This is a genomic window from Roseomonas sp. BN140053 (genome assembly GCF_047690175.1).
In the GTDB taxonomy this organism is placed as follows: domain Bacteria; phylum Pseudomonadota; class Alphaproteobacteria; order Acetobacterales; family Acetobacteraceae; genus Roseomonas.
On the sequence record NZ_JBLLEB010000019.1, the window covers coordinates 34642 to 54279 of the forward strand.

Annotated in this window: 5 protein-coding genes; all 5 read left to right on the plus strand. The window is 75.0% G+C overall.

Annotated elements, in window-relative coordinates; all coding sequences use genetic code 11:
• Positions 1-8 precede the first annotated feature (8 nt).
• Positions 9-2456 carry a glycosyl hydrolase family 28-related protein gene (locus ACLIBK_RS16650; RefSeq protein WP_415388406.1) on the plus strand — a complete coding sequence of 816 codons (2448 nt, stop codon included), beginning with the start codon at positions 9-11 and terminating at the stop codon, positions 2454-2456.
• On the plus strand, positions 2456-3742 hold the full coding sequence (locus tag ACLIBK_RS16655; protein ID WP_415388407.1) for a hypothetical protein: 1287 nt from the start codon (positions 2456-2458) through the stop codon (positions 3740-3742). The genes ACLIBK_RS16650 and ACLIBK_RS16655 overlap by 1 nt, the downstream gene beginning before the upstream one ends.
• Positions 3743-3767: 25 nt before the next feature.
• Positions 3768-4139 (plus strand): hypothetical protein, encoded by a 372-nt coding sequence (locus ACLIBK_RS16660; protein ID WP_415388408.1) that lies wholly within the window; start codon positions 3768-3770, stop codon positions 4137-4139.
• A gap of 78 nt (positions 4140-4217) precedes the next feature.
• Positions 4218-5987 (plus strand): ShlB/FhaC/HecB family hemolysin secretion/activation protein, encoded by a 1770-nt coding sequence (locus tag ACLIBK_RS16665; protein WP_415388409.1) that lies wholly within the window; start codon positions 4218-4220, stop codon positions 5985-5987.
• A gap of 29 nt (positions 5988-6016) precedes the next feature.
• Positions 6017-19636 carry a filamentous hemagglutinin N-terminal domain-containing protein gene (locus ACLIBK_RS16670; RefSeq protein WP_415388410.1) on the plus strand — a complete coding sequence of 4540 codons (13620 nt, stop codon included), beginning with the start codon at positions 6017-6019 and terminating at the stop codon, positions 19634-19636.
• Positions 19637-19638: the final 2 nt, after the last annotated feature.

Genomic DNA, 19638 nt, shown 5'->3' on the forward strand with positions numbered 1-19638 from the left:
CCCGCCCCATGCCCGACGTGAAGATCAGCGAGCTGCCCGCCGTCAGCGCCCTGGCCGATGACGACTTCACCCCCCTGGTGCAGAACAGCTCCGGCTTCGGCGAAACCCGCCGTTCCACCATGCTGCAGCTGCGCGGCCTGATGCATGCCGAGCGCAGCCTGCACGTGCGCGACTTCGGCGCCAAGGGCGACGGCGTCACGGACGACACGGCGGCGATCCAGGCCGCGATCAACGCCGCCGCGGCGCAGGGCGGCGGCACCGTGCGGCTCGGCCCCAAGCGCTACCTGATCGCGGCGGCGGAGCTGGACATCAAGCCCGACGTTTGCGTCACCGGCGGCTTCTCGCCCGGCGCGCAGCGGCTGGGCGCCGATTACCGCAGCATGCCCTACAGCCTGATCGTGGACCCCGCCCGCACGGTGCGGGTACGCCGCAACGCCGCGCTGATCGGGGTGGCGGTGCTGCGGCGCGGCCTGACGCCCCCCACCACCCTGCGCGAAGGCTTCGCGGCGGTGGCGGCCTTTGCCGGCACGGCGATCACCGTGGGCAACGGGGTCAACAGCAACGGCGCCGATGCGCGGCTGGAAAGCCTGCTGATCCTGGGCTTCGACCAGGCCATCCTCAGCGTCTACAACCCGCGCCTGAAGATCCGCGAGGTGCTGGGCGACAACCGCAACGGCATCCGGATCGAGAATGCCTACGACATCCCGCATGTCCGCGACGTGCATTTCTGGCCCTTCGTCACCGGCAACCTGGGCGGCGTGTCCCTGGTCACCCGCACGGTGACCGGCTGCGCCGACAACGGCGCCGGGCTGATCCGGATCACCACGGGCGAGGCGCACGGCCTGCTCACCGGCGACATGATCAACCTCAACGGCTGCCTCGGCCTGCCGGCGGCCAATGGCCGCTTCACCGTGACCGTGGTGTCCGCCACCAGCTTCGACCTGCAGGGCTCCAGCTTCAGCAGCGGCTACACGGGCGGCGGCAGCGTCTTCTGCTGGATGAACCGGCGCACCGGCGTCGCCTTCTTCGTGGAAACCACCGATGTGGGCGAGTTCATGAACTGCTTCGCCTACGGCTACGACGTGGGCTTCCACCTCGGCACCGGCGCAGCGGCGATCCAGTGCATCAACTGCTCGGTGGACAACAGCCTGGCCGTGGCCGACCCCGCGACGATCGGGCTGCGGCTGACCGGCGACACCTTCCGCATGAAGTGGATCGGCGGCTTCCTGTCGTCCCAGGGCACCACGGTGCTGGCCGACGCCAATTCCAGCGATCACAACCACATCGTGGGCGCGGTGATCAACGGCGGTTCCCTGCGCACGGTGGACGTGCAGCGCGGCGCGCTCACGCTCAACGGCTGCGACCTGACGGGCGGCGGCAACCTGCACGGCACCGGCAGCACCAACATCCTGAACATGGGCGCCAATGCGGTGAACCTGACGCTGATCGGCACGGATGTGCGCAGCGCCACCTTCACCGCCGCGTCCGACCTGGCGATGCAGCGGGTGGTGATGGTGGGCAACCGCCACAACAGCACCACGGCGCGGATCGCGGCCGGCACGGTGGAACTGGCCACCACGCCCTCCGCCGAGGCCGGCCCGCAGCGGCGCTTCGACGTGGCGGCCGACGGCACCGTCACCGTGCGTCGGCGCGGCACGGCCACGGGCGGACGGCTGGCGATCGCCAATCCCGACGACGTGGCGGCCTACAACATCATGACCGGCGCCGCCGGCGGCGCCTTGAACATCGGCGGTGATCCCGCCAGCAACCCGAACGGGATCATCAACCTCGGCGCCAGCGGTGGCGCCACCGCGCCGATGACGGTGCAGATCCGCCGCATGTCCGCCAGCCCCGCCAACAACGACCGCATCGGCCTGCTGCAGTTTACCGGCTTCAACAATGCCGGCACGGAAACCGTCTACGGCCGCCTCACCGCCCTGGCCGAGAACGTCGCGGCCGGCGCCGAGGCCGGCGCGGTGACGCTGGACGTGCGCCTGAACAACACCCTGGTGGAGCGCCTGCGCATCTCCTCCGCCGGCACCGTCACCCTGGCGGGGCCGCTGGTGCTGCCCGCCGACCCGACCGCGGCGATGCAGGCCGCCACCCGGCAATACGTGGACAACCAGTTCACCGAGCGCCGGCTGACCCAGGTGACGCTGGCTGGGGCCACGGCCGTGACCCAGGCCGCGCACAACTCCCGAATGCTGGTGGCCCGGCCCGGCACCACCCTGTCGCTGGACTGGAACAACACCGGGGCCGGCTTTTCCTGCATGGTGGTCAACCTGACCGGCGCCAGCCTGCCGCTGACGCTGGCCAACTTCACCAACAACGCCGCGCCCACCAATTCCGACGGTTTCGGCAAGATCAAGGCGAACGGCGTCGCCAGCCTGCTCGTCTACTCGCCCGATGGCGGCACCACCAGGGTGTGCCACCTGTCGGGGGCAGGGGCTGCCTGATGCTGGGCATCGCTCCCGTGGTGCTGGCGCTGGATGGCGGCGCCACCGACGGCACGCCGTGGACGCGGCTGCTGGCGCCCCGTGCCCTGAACGCCCCCGCGGGCTTCGCGCGGGCGTCGCGGGCGGCGGGCTTCGACGCGTCCGGCACGCGGCTGGAGGTCGCGGCGGATCTGCCGCGCTTCTCGGCCGCGAACGGCCTGCTGGTGGAGGAAGCGCGGGTCAACGGCGTTCGCAACCCGCGCGCGGAAGGGGCTGCCGCGACGGGCGGCAGCGGCTTCCTGCTCGGCACCACCCCGACCTTCTGGACCCGCGGCACTGCGGCCGGGATCACCAACAGCATCGTCGGCAGCGGCGTCCAGGACGGCATCCCCTACGTGGATATCCGCTTTTCCGGCACCGCGACGGCCAACACCACCTCGCTGAACTGGGCCACCGAGCAGCCGACGGGCTGCCCGGCGGTGGCGGGGGAGGTCTGGACCTCCTCCTGGTTCGGAGTGGTGGTGGCGGGGTCGCTGTCCGGCATCAATGGCGTCAGCGCCAACCTCTACGAGCTGAACGCTTCCAGCGGGATCACCGCCACTTCCTCGGCGGCCTGGGTGCCCGGCAGCGGGGCGCTGCGCAGCAGCCGCTTCGCCATCACCCGCAGCTTCACCAACGCCGCCACCGCCTTTACCCGCACGCTGCACTTCCTCAACGTGTCCAGCGGCGCCGCGATCGACATCACACTTCGCTTCGGGGCGCCGCAATACGAGAAGGGCAGCTTCGCCAGCTTCCCGATCCTGCCGCTGGCCGGCACGCCCGGCGCCGGCAGCCGGGCCGCCGACCTGCCATCCTGGCAGCCCCCCGGCGGCTTCGGCACGGCGGGCACGGTGGTGGCGCGCTGCACCCTGCCGCAGGCGGCGGCGGCCATCCCGCAAGGCCTGTGGCAGATCGACGACGGCACGGACAGCAACCGGATCGTGGTGCGCAACGCCGGCGGGTTGCCCGTCACCGCTGAGGCCGAAGGCGGCGGCACCGCTTCCGCCACCCTGACCGGCGGCAGCATGGCGGTGGGCATGCCGTTTCGCGCCGCGCTCGCCTGGGCGCCGGGCGAGCTCGCCTTCTGCATCACGGGCGGCGCGGTGCAGCGGGCCATCGCCGCCATCCCGACCGGCCTGTCGCGGCTGCTGGTCGGCCACGCCGCGGGAGCGCTGAACCGGGCGCTCAACGGCGAAATCTCCGTGCTGGACCACACCCCCGCGCGCCTGCCCGACGCGGACCTGCTCGCCCTGGCCGCGGCCGGCTGAACCCTTTCTCCGGAGGAAAGCATCGATGAGCCACCTGACCGACTATTCCCGCGACCTGCTCGCCCGCGCCCTGTGCGGCCGCCTGCCGGCCCTGCCCACGGCGGTCTACGCGGCACTCGGCACCGGCGGCACCGCCACGGGGCTGACCGGCGAACCCACCGGCACCGGCTATGCCCGCCAGCGCGCGGTGTTCAACGGCACCGGCGCGCAGTCCAACGCCGAGTCGCTGCGCTTCGTGTTCACCGCCGCCGCCGGCACGCTGACGCATCTGGGCCTGTTCGACGCGGCCAGTGGCGGCAACCCGCTTTCCGTGGCACCGTTGGCGCAACCGGTCAGCATGACCGGGCCGGGCACGGTGACGCTGGCCCCGGACGGGCTCAGCGTCCTGCCGGACTGAGCGGAATTTCTCGTAACGGTTGATGAACGGCCATGGTCCTCGCGGCGGTTTCGCGTTACACGCCGTCGTGAGGAGTCCATGCAAAGACTGATTTCCTTTCGGCTGACGCTGCTTGCCGGCCTCGCAACCAGCCTGCCCGCCTTGGCCCAGCCGACCGCCCAGCCCGCCGTGCCGCCGGCCCTGCAGCAGAACCCGGTGGAACGGCTCACGCCGGTCGAGCCGCCACGCCTTTCCCCTTCCATCTCCGCCCCGCCCATCGTGCCGCAGACCGGCCCGGGGGCGGCCGCCGTGGTGCGCCTGGGCGCGGTCACCGTGCAGGGCAACACCGCCCTGCCCACGGCCACCCTGCGCGCTGCCCTGGCGTTGCGGGAAGGCGAGGCGGTGAGCCTCGCGCAGGTCGAGGAAGCCCGGCTCGACATGCTGCGGGCCTATCGCGACGCGGGCTTTCCCTTCGCCGCCATCGCCGCCGGCCTGACCCCGCGCGGCAACGGCGTGGCCGACCTTTCCTTCTCCATCACCGAGGGCTTCGTGTCCGAGGTCCGGCTGGAAGGCGATATCGGCCCCGCCGGCACCCAGGTGCTGCGCTTCCTGGAGCGGGTGCGCGACACCACCCCCGTCACCGCCGCGGCGATCGAGCGGGCGCTGCTGCTGGCCTCCGACATCCCCGGCATCACCGTGCGCGGCGTGTTGCGCCCGCTGCCCGACCGCGCCGGCGCGCTGCAGCTGGTGGCGCAGGTCGAGCGGAAATCCTATTCCGGCTACTTCAACCTCGACAACCGCGGCTACAAGCTGTCCGGCGCCTGGCAGGGGCTGCTGGTGGCCGGGCTGAACGCCTTCACCGAACTCGGCGAGCGCACCGAGCTGGCGCTGTTCGGCGGCGAGGCCAACAACCAGAACTTCCTCCAGGGCTCCTTCGAGGCTTTCGTGGGCGGTTCCGGCCTGCGCGTGCGCCTCTACGCTGGCGCCGGCCGGGCGCGGCCGGGCTCGACCCTGTCGCAGCTGGGCTACCGCGGCGACACGCAGGTGGGGGGCATCGCCACTTTCTACCCACTGGTGCGCTCGCGGCCCTTCAACCTCTACGCCGTCGGCCAGTTCGACGTGTTCGACAGCACGGTGGACCAGGGCAAGCCGGACCGCACGCAGCAGTCGCGCGACGCCATCCGCGTGCTGCGCGGCGGCCTGGACGCGCAGTTCCTGGACAGCGTCGTGCCTTTCCTGCCCACCGCCACCACCACCGCCGGCTTCCGGCTGCACCAGGGGCTGGAAATCTTCGGCGCCACCCGCTCCGGCCGCACCTCCGGCGCCGGCCCGTCCAGCCCGGCGCGCAACGGCAGCGAGTTCGACTTCCGGAAGATCTCGGGCGAGATCCAGCGCACCCAGCCCCTGTTCTCGCCCTTCGACGGTGGGCTCATCAGCCTCCAGGGGCTGGTGCAGGGCCAGTACAGCGCCGACGTGCTGCCCACGGCGGAGAAGTTCTACCTCGGCGGCGCGCGGCTGGGCCGCGGCTTCTATGCCGGGCAGGTCACCGGCGACAGCGCCTTCGGCTTCGCCGCCGAGCTGCAGCTGGACGTGGCCCTGCCGACGATCGAGCTGCCTTATGTCGGCTGGACCTTGCAGCCGACGCCGCAGCTCTATGCCTTCCGCGATGTCGGCCGCTCCTTCGAGAGCACGCGCAACGACTTCAATCGCAAGCTGTCCTCCTGGGGCGGCGGGTTGCGCCTGCCCCTGAACGAGAGCCTGCAATTCGACGTGGAGGGCGTGAAGCGGATCAGCCGGCAGCCCACCGGGGCGGCGGCCGACCCGCTGAACGAGACGGCGGTGTTTTTCCGGACCCTGGTCCGGTTCTGAGATGAAGCGATAAAGGGGAGCGTCGGGGAATGGCCGAGTACGCGGCGATGCGGGCCGGTGCGTTGCGCGCCTGGCTGCTGGGCACCACGGCGCTGCTGCCGGCCGCCCCCGCCCTGGCCCAGGCCCCCGACGCCGCGCCGCAGGGCGGCCGCGTGGTGGCCGGCCAGGCCGGCATTTCCCGGAACGGCACCACCACCACGATCACCCAGGGCACGGAGCGCGCCGCCATCGACTGGCAGCGCTTCGACGTCGGCCGCAACCAGAGCGTCCAGTTCCAGCAGCCCAGCGCCCAGTCCTGGACGCTGAACCGCGTCACCACCCCCGACCCTTCGCTGATCGCCGGCCGCGTGTCCGCCAATGGCGGCGTGGCCATCGTGAACCCCTCGGGCGTGGTGTTCGCGCAGGGGGCGCAGGTGAATGTGGGCAGCCTGATCGCCTCGGCCGCCAACATCACCAACGAGAACTTCATGGCCGGGCGCATGGTGTTCGACGGCGCCCCGCGCCCCGGCGCCCGGGTGGAAAACCACGGCGACATCACCGTGGCCGATCGCGGCCTCGCTGCCCTGGTGGGGCCGCGCGTCGGCAACACCGGCACCATCCGTGCCCGGCTGGGCAAGGTGGCGCTGCAGGGCGCGGAAACCTACGCGCTGGACCTCGCCGGCGACGGGCTGCTTTCCATCGACGTGACCCAGGCGGTGCGCACCGCCCCCGATGGCGGCACGGCCATCGTCACCAATTCCGGCACGATCGAGGCCGCCGGCGGTTCCGTGCTGCTGTCCGCCAACGCCGCCTCCGGCCTGGTAGAGGACGTGGTGCGCAATTCCGGCCGGATCAGCGCCCCCACCGCCAATGGCCGCCCCGGCCAAGTTGCCCTGCGCGGCACCGGCGGCGGCGTGCGCGTGGCCGGCAGCGTTTCCGCCACGGGCGGCGCCGGCGAGCGCGGCGGCAGTGTCGAGGTGCTGGCCGAGGGCGGCACCGCCCGGGTCGTGGCCGGGGCCGTGGTGGACGCCTCGGGCGGCAGCGGCGGCGGACGCATCGCCGTGGGCGCCGACGCAGCCAGCCCGGCCGGGCGGCCGGCGCGCCGCGCCACCCGCACCGCGGTGGAGCGCGGCGCCACGCTGCGCGCCGATGCCACGGTTCGCGGCAATGGCGGCGCGGTGATCGTGAACGGGGCGGAGTCCGTCTCGGTGGCCGGTAACCTGTCCGCCCGCGGCGGGCCGCAGGGCGGCGATGGCGGTCTGGTGGAAGCGTCCTCCGGCGGCGGGATGAACCTGTCCGCCGGCATCGACGTTTCCGCCCCGGCCGGCAGGGCGGGGGAATTCCTGCTCGACCCGCAGCGTATCCGCGTGGTGGCCACGGCGTCCGAACCCACCGCTCCGGACACCAACGAGGCACCGACCGCCGGTACCGGCCTGGTCACCGCCAACAGCCCCGACGACGCCGGCGAGGTGCGCGTCACCGCCGGCTCCATCAACCTGTTCGACGGCACGGTGCGGCTTTCCGCCACCCGCGGCATCGCCGTGGATGCCGCGGTCACCAAGCTGACCGCCGGCGGGCTGCTGCTGGAAACCACCGGAACGGCGGGCCTCGAAGGGCTGGGCATCAGCGTCACGCAGCCGGTTATCCTGCTGGGCGGCGCCTTCGGGGCCGAAACCCAGGGCCTGTTCAGCATGACCGGCGCGGGCGCGGTCACGGCGGTGGGCGCCACCGTGGCGGCCAATGCCATGCAGCTGGACGCCACCCTGCGCAGCGTCGCGCCCGGCACGCTGCTGACCGACCTCGTCGGCCTCACCTCTTCCGGCACCGTCACGCTGCGGCCCTTCAGCACCGGCACGACGATCGCCCTCGCCGCCCCGGCGGAAGTGGCGGGCGCGCTGAACCTGAGCCAGGACGAGCTCGGCAGGGTCCGGGCGGGCACGCTGGTGGTGGGCGGCAGCGATGCCGGCGGGCTGAACCTGGGCGGCAACGTCGCGCTGGACACGGGCACGATCGACCGGCTGGAGCTGCGCTCCGGCGCTTCCGTCACCCAGACCGGCGGCACCCTGGCGGTGCCGGAGCTGGTGGCCGTGGCGGCGATCGGCAACGTGGCGCTGGACAATGGCGGCAATGCCATCCCCGTGCTGGCGGGGGGCAGCGCCGGTGTCGCCACGGGCGATGCCAGCGCGGCCAACGGCAACGTCACCGTCGCCACCGCCGGCAACCTGTCCGTCACCGGGGCGGTGTCCGCCGCCACCGATGTGCGCCTGCGGGCCGGCAACACCCTGTCCAACAGCGCTGCCATCGCCGCCGGCACGGGCCGCCTCCTCAACCTGGTGGCCGACGGCATGGCGATCGGCGCCGGGCTGGGCGCCGCGGGGGGCACCGTCGCGCTGCACACCGCCACCGCCGCCCGCCCGATCTCCCTGGGCACGGCCATCGGTGGCGAGAACACCGCCGCCCTGGACCTGTCGGAAGCCGAGCTGCGGCGCATCACCGCGAACCGGCTGAGCATCGGCAACGCCGGCCAGACCGGCGGAGTGACGGTGGCCGGGCCGGTGGACCTGGTCACCGAGGCGCCCCAGCGGGTCAACACGCTGGACCTGCAATCGGCCGGCGCGGTCACGCAGGGCACGGGCGCCTCCCTGGCAGCGCCCGCGCTGTCCGCCCACGGCAGCAGCGTGACGCTGACCGAAGCGGGGAACTCGCTGCCCGTGCTGCAGGACGCCGCTGCGGCCATCGGCAGCTTCGCCGTGCGGACCGGGGCCGACATGGCGGTGGCCGGCACGATCACCGCCGCGACGGGGATCACCTTGCAAGCCGGCGGCCCGATGTCGGTGCAGGCCGGCGGCTCGGTGCAGGCCACCGGCGCCGCATCCCTGACCGCGGGCAGCGACCTGACCGCCGGCGGCACCGTGAGCGGCCGTGGCGTGACCCTGCGCTCCACGGCCGGCACGGTGTCCAACAGCGCCGCCGTTACCGGCGGCGCCGATGGCGTGTCGCTGTTCGGCGCCGCCATCAGCCTGGGCGCCGCGGTGGGCAGCGCCACCGGCGCCGTGGGCCTCGACGCCTCGGGCGGCATCACCGTGACCGGCACCGGCAGCGTGAGCGGCACCGCCGTGACGGCCGAAGCGCGCGGTGCGGAGGGCATCGCCGTCAATGGCAGCGCCACGGCCACCAGCGGCGACCTCGGCCTGACCGCGACGGCGGGCGGCATCCGCATCGCCGCGGGCGGCGAGCGGCTGACGGTGCAGGGCAGCGCCGGCCATCTGGGCCTCGCCGCGGGTGGCGGGATCACCCTGGGCGGGGCGGCGAGTTCGGCCGGCACGGCGCAGCTGGCGGCGGGGGCCGGCCAAACGCTGGAAATCTCCGCCGGCGGCTCGCTGCGGGCCGATAACGGCGCCGCGCTGCGCGCCGACACGGTGGTGCTGGACGGCACCGTGACCTCCTCCGCCGGCCCGGTGGGGCTGGTCACCGCCACGGACGGGCGGGCCATCCAGCTCGGCGGCACCGATCCCGGCAGCGCGCTGATGCTGAGCGACGCGGCGCTGGGCCGCATCACCGCGCCCGTGCTGCGCGTGGGCGAGCGCCCGGACGGCGCCGCCACCCCGGCCACCGCCGGCAATGCCGTCACCCTGGCGGGGGATGTCGGGCTGCGCGACGGCGTGTCGCGGCTGGAACTCTTCGGCAGCAGCGTGGCGCAGACCGGCGGCGGGCTGGACGTGGCGCGGGTGGACGGGAGCGTGTCCGGCAGCTTCGCGCTGGGCTCCGCGACCAACACGCTGGACGAGGTCGGCGGCCTGTCCGCCGGCACCGGGGCACGGGTGTTCAGCAGCACCGGCCTGACCGTGTCGGGCGACACCGGAACCGAGGCCGGCGCGCTGCGGCTGGAAAGCGGTGGCGCGCTGCGGCTGACCGGCACCGCCACGGCGCCGACGGTGAACCTGTGGGGCCGTTCCGTGGCGCTGCAGGGGGCGGTCAGTTCCGGCCTGGGCACCGGAACGGTCACGGTGGTGGCCAGCGGCGGCGCGCCGGACGGGCTGGGCACGCCCGGCACCATCGGCGCCGACATCGCCCAGACCGCGGCGGGCCGGATCACGGCCGGCAACCTTTACCTGCACGCGGCGGGAAACGCTTCGCTGGAAGCGGCCGGCAATCAGGTAGACCTCCTGGGTGGGCGGGCCGATGGCGGCAGCCTGCTGTTCCGCTCGACGCGGACGCTGGAGGTGGGGCGTGACCAGCCCGTGATCCCCCTGCCGGCCGGTGGCACCGTCACCCCGGCCTACGCCGATGTTGCCGCGCCCGGCACGGTGCGGCTGACGGCACCGACCCTGCGCATCCTCGACTCCGGCGCCCCGCCGGAAGTGTTCGCCAACGGTTCCGCCGGCAGCGTCGTGCTGAACGCCGACGCGCTCAGCATCGCCGGGCGGGTGGAAGCTTCCGGCGGCACGGTGACGCTGCGGCCGCAGGATGGCCGCGGCCTCACGCTGGGCGGCACCGGCACGGGCACGCTGGACCTGTCCGCCGACACCCTGGCGCGGATCGTCGCCGACCGGCTGATCCTCGGGCAGAGCGGCGATGGCGGCGCGGTGCGCGTGGCGGGGGCGGTGGACCTTGCCGGCCTCGGCAGCGGCGGCACGCTGGAACTGCGCTCGGCCGGAACCATCGCCCAGGACCCCGGCGCGACGCTGACCGCGGCGGGCCTGGCTGCCACCGGCAGCAGCATCGCCCTGGGCGAAACCAACGGCATCCTCCGCCTGTCCGGCCTGTCGGACGACGCGAACACCGCGCTGCGCTCGGGCGGCGACGTGACCCTGCGCAGCGCCGGGGATCTTGCGGTGAACGCGGACGTGCTGGCCGGGGCCGCGGGCACGGTGGACCTGCGCGCGGCCGATCTGGCCCTCGCCGCGCGGGTGGCAGGCGCCACCGTCCGGCTCGCGGCCGACGGCACCGGGCCGCTGGGCGGCAACATCGCCCAGGCGCCGCGCGACGGGCTGGCCTTCGACGCGGCGCGGGACGGCATCGCCGCCGGCACCCTTTTCGCCACGGCTGGCGGGTCGGTGCTGCTGGACGCGGCCACGGCGGCGGGCGCGCCGGTCAACGCGGTGGAACGGCTCGGCGGTGCCGGCACCGGGGCAACGGGGCGGCTCGCCCTTTCCTCCAGCCGGGCGCTGACCGTGGCGGGCGCCGTGTCGGCGGGCGATGCCAGCAACACCGGCGGGGGCAACCTGCTCGCCTCGGCCGGCAAGCTGGATCTGCAGGCTGGCGTGGAGTCGGGCGGTCGCATCGCGCTGCGGGCCGGCGGCAGCCTGACCCAGTCCGGCAGCGGCACGGTGGCCGCGCCGGAGCTGCTGGCCGAAGGCCGCAGCGGCGTCGCGCTGACCCTGGACAACCGCGTGGGCAACCTCGCGGGCAGCGCGGCCGAGGGCGGCTTCAGCTTCCGCGACGCGCCGGGCAACGCCCTGTCCACCGGGCTGGGTGAGGCGCAGGCCATCACCGCCCGCGATGCCGTGACGCTGGCCGCGACTTCCCTGACCCTGGGCGGCGCGGTGCAGTCGGCGCAATTCGCGGCCCCCGCCGCGGCGGCGACCACGCCGGCCTCGGTGACGCTGCTGGCCGACACGCTGTCGGTGGGCGGCAACCTCGTGCAGGCGGAAGCCCGGCTGGGCGAGGGCGGCACGGTGCGGATCGCGCCCTTCACCCTGGACCCGGCCGATCCGGCCTTCCGCACCGGCATCACGCTGGGTGCGAGCGGGGCCGGCACGCTGTCCCTGCTGCAAGGCGACATCGACGGCATCCGGGCCGGGCGGCTGCTGATCGGCGCGGAGGGCGGCGTGCCGATCACCGTGGCGGGCGGCTTCGCGCTGCGCAACGCCGACTTCTCGGCGATCCCGGGCGCGCCGACGGTGCTGGAGCTGCGTTCCGGCGGCGACATCGCCGCCACCGCCGGGGGCGTGCTGAACGTCGCCGGGCTGGCCGCTTCCTCCGGCGGTCGCATCGCGCTGGACGCGGCGGCGCAGCAGGTGGACGCCGTGGTGGCGGCGCGCGACCCCGCCACCGGTGCGGCCGAGAGCTTCGGCCTGCGCGCGGCGGGCGAGGTGTCGCTGCTGCAGGACAGCGCGGTGCTGCGTCCCGGCGCCGCGGCGCTGCGGATCGAGGCCGAGCTGGTCGCGGGCAGCCGGGGCACGCTGGCGCTGCGCGCGGACGATCTGGAGATCGGCGCCACCCTGCGCGCCCCCGCCGGCACGGTGCGGCTGGGCCGCGCCATCGCCGGCGACGTGGCCCTGGGCGGCGCCCCCGCGGCTGGCGCGATCGGCGCGGTCCTGGCGCTGGACGCGGCCGAGCTGGCGCGGATCGGCACCGTGGCCGACCCGGTCGACCGGCTGCGGATCGACGGGCGCGACATCGCCGTGACCGGGGCGGTGGCGCTGCGCGACGGCGCGGACGCCGACCGCGTGCGGCTGCTGGAACTGCAGGCCGCCGGCACGGTCAGTGAGAGCGCCGCCGGCGCGATCAACGTCGGCGGCATCGCCGGTAGCGGCGCCAGCGTGGCGCTGGACGGCGCCAACGCGGTGGACAGCATCGGCCGCCGCGTGGCCGACGGCTTCGGCACGCGGCTGCTGGGCGCCACGGCGGAGGATGGCACGGCGGCGGGCTACGGGCTGCGCAGCGTCGCCGGCGGGCTGTCGCTGTCCAGCACGCGCGACCTGACCGTGGACACGGAGGTGTTCGCCTCCACCGTCGTGCCCGGCGCCCCGGCCGATCTGCGGCTGCGTTCCGACGGCACCCTGACCGTTCCTGCGGGGGTGGGCGCCACGGCCGGCAGCGGCGGCGCGGGCCCCGACTCCCGGGTGCGGCTGGAGGCCGGGCTGGACCTTCTCAACGCCGGCAGCGTGTCCGGCCCGCAGGCCGAGTTGTTCGCCGGGCGCGACCTGCGCAACACCGGCTCTGTTGCCGCCGGCCGGGATGCCACGCTGGTGGCGATCAGCGGCACGCTGAGCAACGCCGCGCTGCTGGACGGCAGCGGCCTGCCCGTGGCCGGCACCGGCGTGCTGCAAGCTGGTGGCACGCTGAACCTGGACGCGACGGCCGGCGCGCTGAGCAACACGGGCGAGGCTGCGGCGGGCAGCGGCCTCGTCGCCACCGCCGGCACCAGCCTGTCCAACACCGCGCTGCAGCAGGCCGGCACGGGCTTGCGCCTGGCCGGAACGGGCGTTCTGCGATCCGCCGGCACAACCGTGCTCCAGGCCCGGGGCGGCGCGCTGAGCAACACCGGCAGCGTCACGGCCGGCACCAGCCTGTCCGCCACCGGCGCCACGGACCTGTCCAACACGGCGCTGCTGGATGCCGCCGGCGCGGCGGTGGCGGGCACCGGCAGCCTGCGGGCAGAAGGCCCGATGACGCTGGCCGCGACCGCCGGCACGCTGCGCAACACCGGCGTTGCCGGCGCCGGCGGCAACCTGCTCGCCACCGCCGGCACCGAGCTGCGCAACGAGGCGCTGGTGAATGCCGGCACCGTCGTGGCCGGCACCGGCCGGATCAGCGCCGATGCCGGCGCCGCCACCCTGCTGGCCGGCACCGCGGGCCGCACGGGCAGCCTGTTCAACAACGGCGTGGTGTTCGGGGCCGCCGGCCTGTCCGCCAGCGGCCGCACCGATCTGAGCAACGCCGGGCTGCTGGACGCCGCCGGTGGCCGCGTGGCCGATACCGGCCTCCTGCTCAGCGATGGCGGGGCGGTGCTGGAAGCCACGAACGGCGCGCTGCGCAACACCGGCCGCATCGCCGCGGGCAGCGACCTGCGCGCCACCGCCGGGACCGACCTGTTCAACACCGCCCTGCGCGACCCCGCCACGGGCGCCGCCGCGGCGCAGACGGGGATGCTGGGCAGCCTCGGCACGGTGACGCTCACCGCGCGGGGTGGGACGCTGAACAACAGCGGCACGGTGTCGGGCGCAGGGCTTTCCGCCGAAGCGACGCTGGGAGCGCTGAGCAACACCGGGCGCATGAACAGCCTGGGCGACAGCGGCGCGCTGGCACTGCGCGCCGGCAACGGCCTGAGCAACGCGCCGCTCACCGCCAATGGCGTGGCATTGCCGGACACCGGGGTGCTGAACGCGGCCGGGGCGGCTTCACTGACCGCGACGGGCGGCAATCTCGACAATGCCGGCACGATGGCCGCGGCGGGGCTGACGGTCCGGGCGGAAGCCGGCGACCTGAACAACACTGGCCGCATGAGCAGCGCGGCCGGCGCCGTGGACCCCGGCACGCTGACACTGTTCGCCCAGGGCAGCCTGAGCAACGGCGGGGCGCTGGGCGCCGCCGATGCGGCCAGGCTGACGGCGGCCACGGGCGGGCTGAGCAACAGCGGCACGGTATCGGGCACGGGGCTTTCCGCCGAGGCGACGCTGGGGGCGTTGAGCAACACCGGGCGCCTGGACAGCCTGGGTGGCAACGGCGCGCTGGCGCTGCGCGCCGGCAACGGCTTGAGCAACGCACCGCAATTGGCGAACGGTGTCGCCGTGCCGAACACCGGAGTGATGAACGCGGCCGGGGCAGCCACGCTGACCGCCACGGGCGGCAATCTCGACAACGCCGGTACGATCGCCGCGGCGGGGCTGACGGTCCGGGCGGAAGCCGGCAACCTGGCCAATACCGGGTCGATGGACAGCCGCGCCGGCACCGTGGATCCCGGCACGTTGACGCTGTTCGCCCAGGGCAGCCTGAGCAACGGCGGGGCACTGGGCGCTGCCGATGCGGCCAGCCTGACGGCGGTCACGGGCGCCCTCAACAACGCTGGCACGGTGGCGGCCTCCGGCCTTTCCGCCGAGGCGACGCTGGGCGCGCTGAGCAACACCGGGCGCCTGGACAGCGTCGCAGGCGTCAACAATCCCGGCACGCTGGCCCTGCGCGCCGGCAACGGCCTGAACAACGCCGTGCTGCTGGACGCTGTCGGCAATGCCCGCGCCAACACCGGCGTGGTGAACGCGGCCGATGCCGCGCGCCTGACGGCCAGCGGCGGCGACCTCAGCAATTCCGGCACCGTGTCCGCCTCGGGGCTGGTGGCGGAAGCGACGCTGGGCAGCCTGAGCAACACCGGGCGGCTGAACAGCGCCGCGGGTGCCAACGACCCCGGCACGCTATCCCTCCTGGCCGGCAACGCGCTGCGCAACGCGCCGCGCCTGGATGCCGCCGGCAACCCCGTGGCCGAAACCGGCGTGGTGTCGGCCGCGGACAGCGCGACGCTGACGGCGCGATCGGGCCTGCTGGGCAACGCGGGCACCGTGCTGGCAACCGGCGCCGTGACCCTGGCCGCCGATGGTGCTGACCTGGAGAACACCGGCACCGTGATTGCCGGCGGCCTCACGGTGTCGGGCGGGGAACTGCGCAACACCGGCACGCTGAACAGCGCCGCCGCCGCCGTCCTGGCGGCCCGCGCGGCGCTGGTGAACGGCGGCAGCGCGCTGGCGGGCACCACCCTCGGCGCGACGGCCGGCACGGCGCTCACCAATGGCGGCACCCTGCGCGCGGGCGGCGACGCCCTGGTGCAGGCCGGCACCACCCTGACCACCTCCGGCACGGCCGAGAGCACCGCCGGCAACCTGACCTTGCGGGCCCTGTCCGGCGACATCGCCCAGACCGGCGGCGGCATCGCCGCGACGGGGGCCGCACCCGGCGGCACGGTGCGGCTGGAAGCGGGCGGCACCTTCCTGCAAACCGGCGGTACGCTGGCGGCGCGGGTGCTGGAGGGCGCCCTGGGCGGCAGCGCCACGCTGCAGATCACCCCCGGTGGTCCCGGCATCAACGCGGTGGCGCTGGGCAGTTTCGCGACCGGCGGTGACCTCGCGATCGCGGTGAACAGCGGCGTGCCCGTGCTGACCGTGTCGGGCCAGGTGTCGGCCGGGCAGGGCGGGCCCGGCGGGGCGCGGGTGCTGACGATCAGCGCCGACGACCTTGCCCTCCTGGTGGGGGCCGGGCTATCCGCGCCGGGTGGCGTGGTGGTGCTGCGGCCCACCGCGGAAGGGCGCGCCGTGACCCTGGGCGGCGAGGCCGCGGGCACGCTGTCGCTGAGCAACGAGGAGCTGCGCCGGATCGGCACCACGCAGCTGGTGGTCGGCAGCACGGCCGCGGGCGGGATCGCCCTGGCCGGGGACGTCGACCTGCGCGACCCCGCGAGCTTCGCCGACCCGAACCTGCGGGAGCTGCGGCTGCTGACGGCGGGCGACATCGTGCAAGCGCAGGGCATCCGCCTGAACGTCGAGCGCTTGTCGGGTGAGGCGGGCGGCACGGTCGCGCTGGACTCGCGCGATGGCGCGGGCGTGGCGCGCAACGTCCTCAACGCCGTGTCCGGCCTGGTGGCGGGCGGCGACCTGCGGCTCGCCGTGGGCGGGCTCGCGGCGGCGGGCGGCGTGCTGCCGCCGGCGATCGACCCCGGCACCGGGCAGCCGGTGGGCGGCGGCGCCGCGCTGGTTCTGGCGAACCTCGCCGCCGGCACGCCGGCCAGTCCCGGGCACTCCCTGGTGGTCGCGGCCGACGATCTCGCGCTGCTCGGCGCGCTCTCGGCCCCTGGCGGCACGGTGACGCTGGTGCCGGTGACCCCCGGCCGGGCGGTGGCGCTGGGCACCCCGGCGGCGGGGGCGCTGTCGCTGGACACGGCGGAATTCGCCCTGGCCGGGGCCGATGCCCGCACCCTCAGCATCGGCGCCCTGCCCGGCGGTCCCACCCTGGCGGGCAGCATCACCCTGAACGGCGCGCTCTCGCCGGGCGTGGCCGGCACGCTGGTGCTGAACGGCACGGGCGACCTGTTCGGCTCCGGCGCGGCGATCGCGGTGCCCGAGCTGATCGCCCGGGCCGGCGGCAACCTCCGCCTGGACAATGGCGGCAACCAGGTCGGCCGCTTCGGCGCGCTGGGGGCCGGCACGGGCGGCACCCTGTCGCTGAACAACGCCGGCCCGCTGGTGCTGGGCGGCACGGCCGAGGCGCCGGACGGCACGATCCGGCTGCGCAGCGGCGGCAGCATCACCCAGGACCCCGGCGCGATCCTGCTGGGCGGCACGCTGGACGCGTCGGCAACCGGCGCGATCCGGTTGGGCGAGGAGAACCGGATCGACACGCTGCTGTTCTTCGCGGCCGGCGAGGGCACCAACCGGCTGCGCGTGGCCGGACCCTTGGCGGTGAATGGCCCGGTGAGCGCGGCGGGCGCGCTGCGGCTGGAGGCGGGCGGCGACCTGTCCGTGGCGGCCGGGCAATCCGTGGGTGTCACGCCCGGCAGCGACGGGACGGGCACGCTGGACGTCGTGTCCGGCGGATCGCTGACCACGGCGGGCCTCCTGTCGGCGGGGCGGATCGGCTTGTCGGCCTCGCTGCGGCTGGAGGCCACCGGCGGTTCGGTGGCCTCCGGCGCGGCCGGCACCGTGATGACGGCGGGAACCGGGCTGGAGGTGCGCGACACCGCCCTGAGCTCCGGCGGATCGCTGCAGCTGCTGGCGGGGCGGGAGGTCGCGCTGAACCGAGCCACCCTGGACGCCGAGGGGGCCACGCTGACTGCCGGGGATGGCGCGTTGACGGCCGAAGGTGGCCGCATCGACACCAGGGCCGGGGGCAGCACCCTGGGCGCCAGCCGGGAGCTGCGCCTGGACGGCACGGCGCTGGGCTCGGCCGGAACGGTGCAGCTCGACGCGGGCGGGGCGATCGGACTGACCGGTGCGACGCTGGACGCCCGCACCGCCTCGCTCACGGCGCAGGGCGGCAACATCGACGTCACCCGTGGCTCGGTCACTGGCCGCAACGGCGGCGTCACGCTGGATGCAACCGGCAGCATCGGACTGGACAGCACCGCGCTGACCGCCGCGACCACGGCGCAACTCGGCGCGGGCGGAGCGATCGGGCTGACCGATACGACGCTGGACGCCCGCATCGCCTCGCTCACCGCGCGGGGCGGCAACATCGACGTCACCCGCGGCTCGCTCACCAGCCGTGACGGCGGCACCACCCTGGATGCCACCGGAAGGATCACGCTGGACGGCACGTCGCTCACCTCCACGGCAAGGGTGGGGATCACCGCCGGGCAGTCCCTGTCCCTGTCCGGCGTCGGCCTGGGCGCGCCGGGAGTGACGCTGGCGGCGAATGGCAGCACCCTGGACATCACGGGCGGCGAAATCCGCACGCAGGCCGCGGGCACCACGCTGCGGGCCTCGGGCGGCGCCACGTTGCGCGACCTGCCGCTGATCTCGCTCGGCACGGTGCGGCTGCGCAGCGGCGGCAACGCGACGCTGCTGGGCGTCACCCTGGTCGCGGAAACGGCGGACCTCGCCGCGGAAGGCGGGCGCCTGGGCGTGACCGGCGGCCGGATCGAGAGCCGCGCCGGTGGCAGCACGCTCTCGTCGGGCACGGGCATGGCGCTGGGCAGCACCGTGCTGTCCTCTCCCGGCACGGTGCGGCTGGAAGCGGGGCAGGAGATCGCCCTGTCCGGCACGACGCTGGAGGCCGGCACCGCCGCGCTGGACGCCGGCGCCGGCATCGCGCTGCGCAACGGCGGCCTGTCCGCGGCCGGTACCCTGGTTCTGGACGCGCGGGGCGGGCTGCTGCTGGCAACGAGCACCCTGTCCGCCGACACGATCACCGCCACGGCCGGCGCCGGGCTGGAGGTGACGGGCGGTGAGGTGAGTTCCCGGGCCGGCGGCACCGGCCTGGCCGCCGGGGGCGACCTCCAACTGTCCGGCACCACGCTGTTCTCCCTCGGCCAGCTGCAGCTGGACGCCGGCGGCAGCGCCGGGCTGGGCAGCAGCACCCTGTCCGCCGGCACCGTGGCGGTGACGGCGGAGGCCGGCCGGCTGGACGTGACGGGAAGCCGCATCGCCTCCAACACCGAAACGCGGCTGAGCGCGGGCGCCGGGGCGGGGCTGGGCGACAGCACCCTGACGGCGGGCGGCACGGTGCGGCTGCGCGCCGGCGCTGACGCCACGATCCTCCGCACCCGGGTCGAGGCGGAAACCCTGGACGCGCGGGCCGGCGGCGCGCTGCGGCTCGACGCGCTGAGCGCCGTCGTGGGCAACGCGGCGGTGTTCGGGGGCCCGGGCGGCATCACCGCCGGGGCGCGCAGCACGGTGTCGGCGCGCGACCCGGCGCGCCTGCCGGCGGTGGTGTTCGACAGCCGCGCCGGCAACAACCCGGACCCGCTGGAACAGGTGCGGCCCGACGTTCCCGGCCTGGCGGCCAACCTGCAGCGGACCCAGGTGCGCCGGCCCAACACGGAACTGCCGGGCTCCTTCGGCCTGCTCGGGAGCGGTCCGGCCGGAAACATCGCGCTCAATCTCGATGCCGGGCGCTCGGCGGTGTTCCTGCTGAGCAACGCGGCGGCGCTGAGCGGGGAGATCACGGCCGGGCGGCTGGGCATCCAGGGCACCGGCGGCAGCGCGCAGCTGTTCGGCACGCTGAACAACCTCGCCGGCGCGGAAGCGGCGCGCGCGGCGGAGCTGACCCGGCCCGCCACCTCCGCCTCGCTGACGCGCTACCGCATCAACGGCTGCATCGCCGGCGCGGTGAACTGCATCTCTCTGCCCTTGGCGCTGCTGCTGCCGCCGCGCCCGCCGGAGCGGGTGAACATCCAGGTGCAGAACAACCGGCTCGACACCTCCGACATCCTGGTGCCCAACATCGCCGAGGCGGATTACTGACG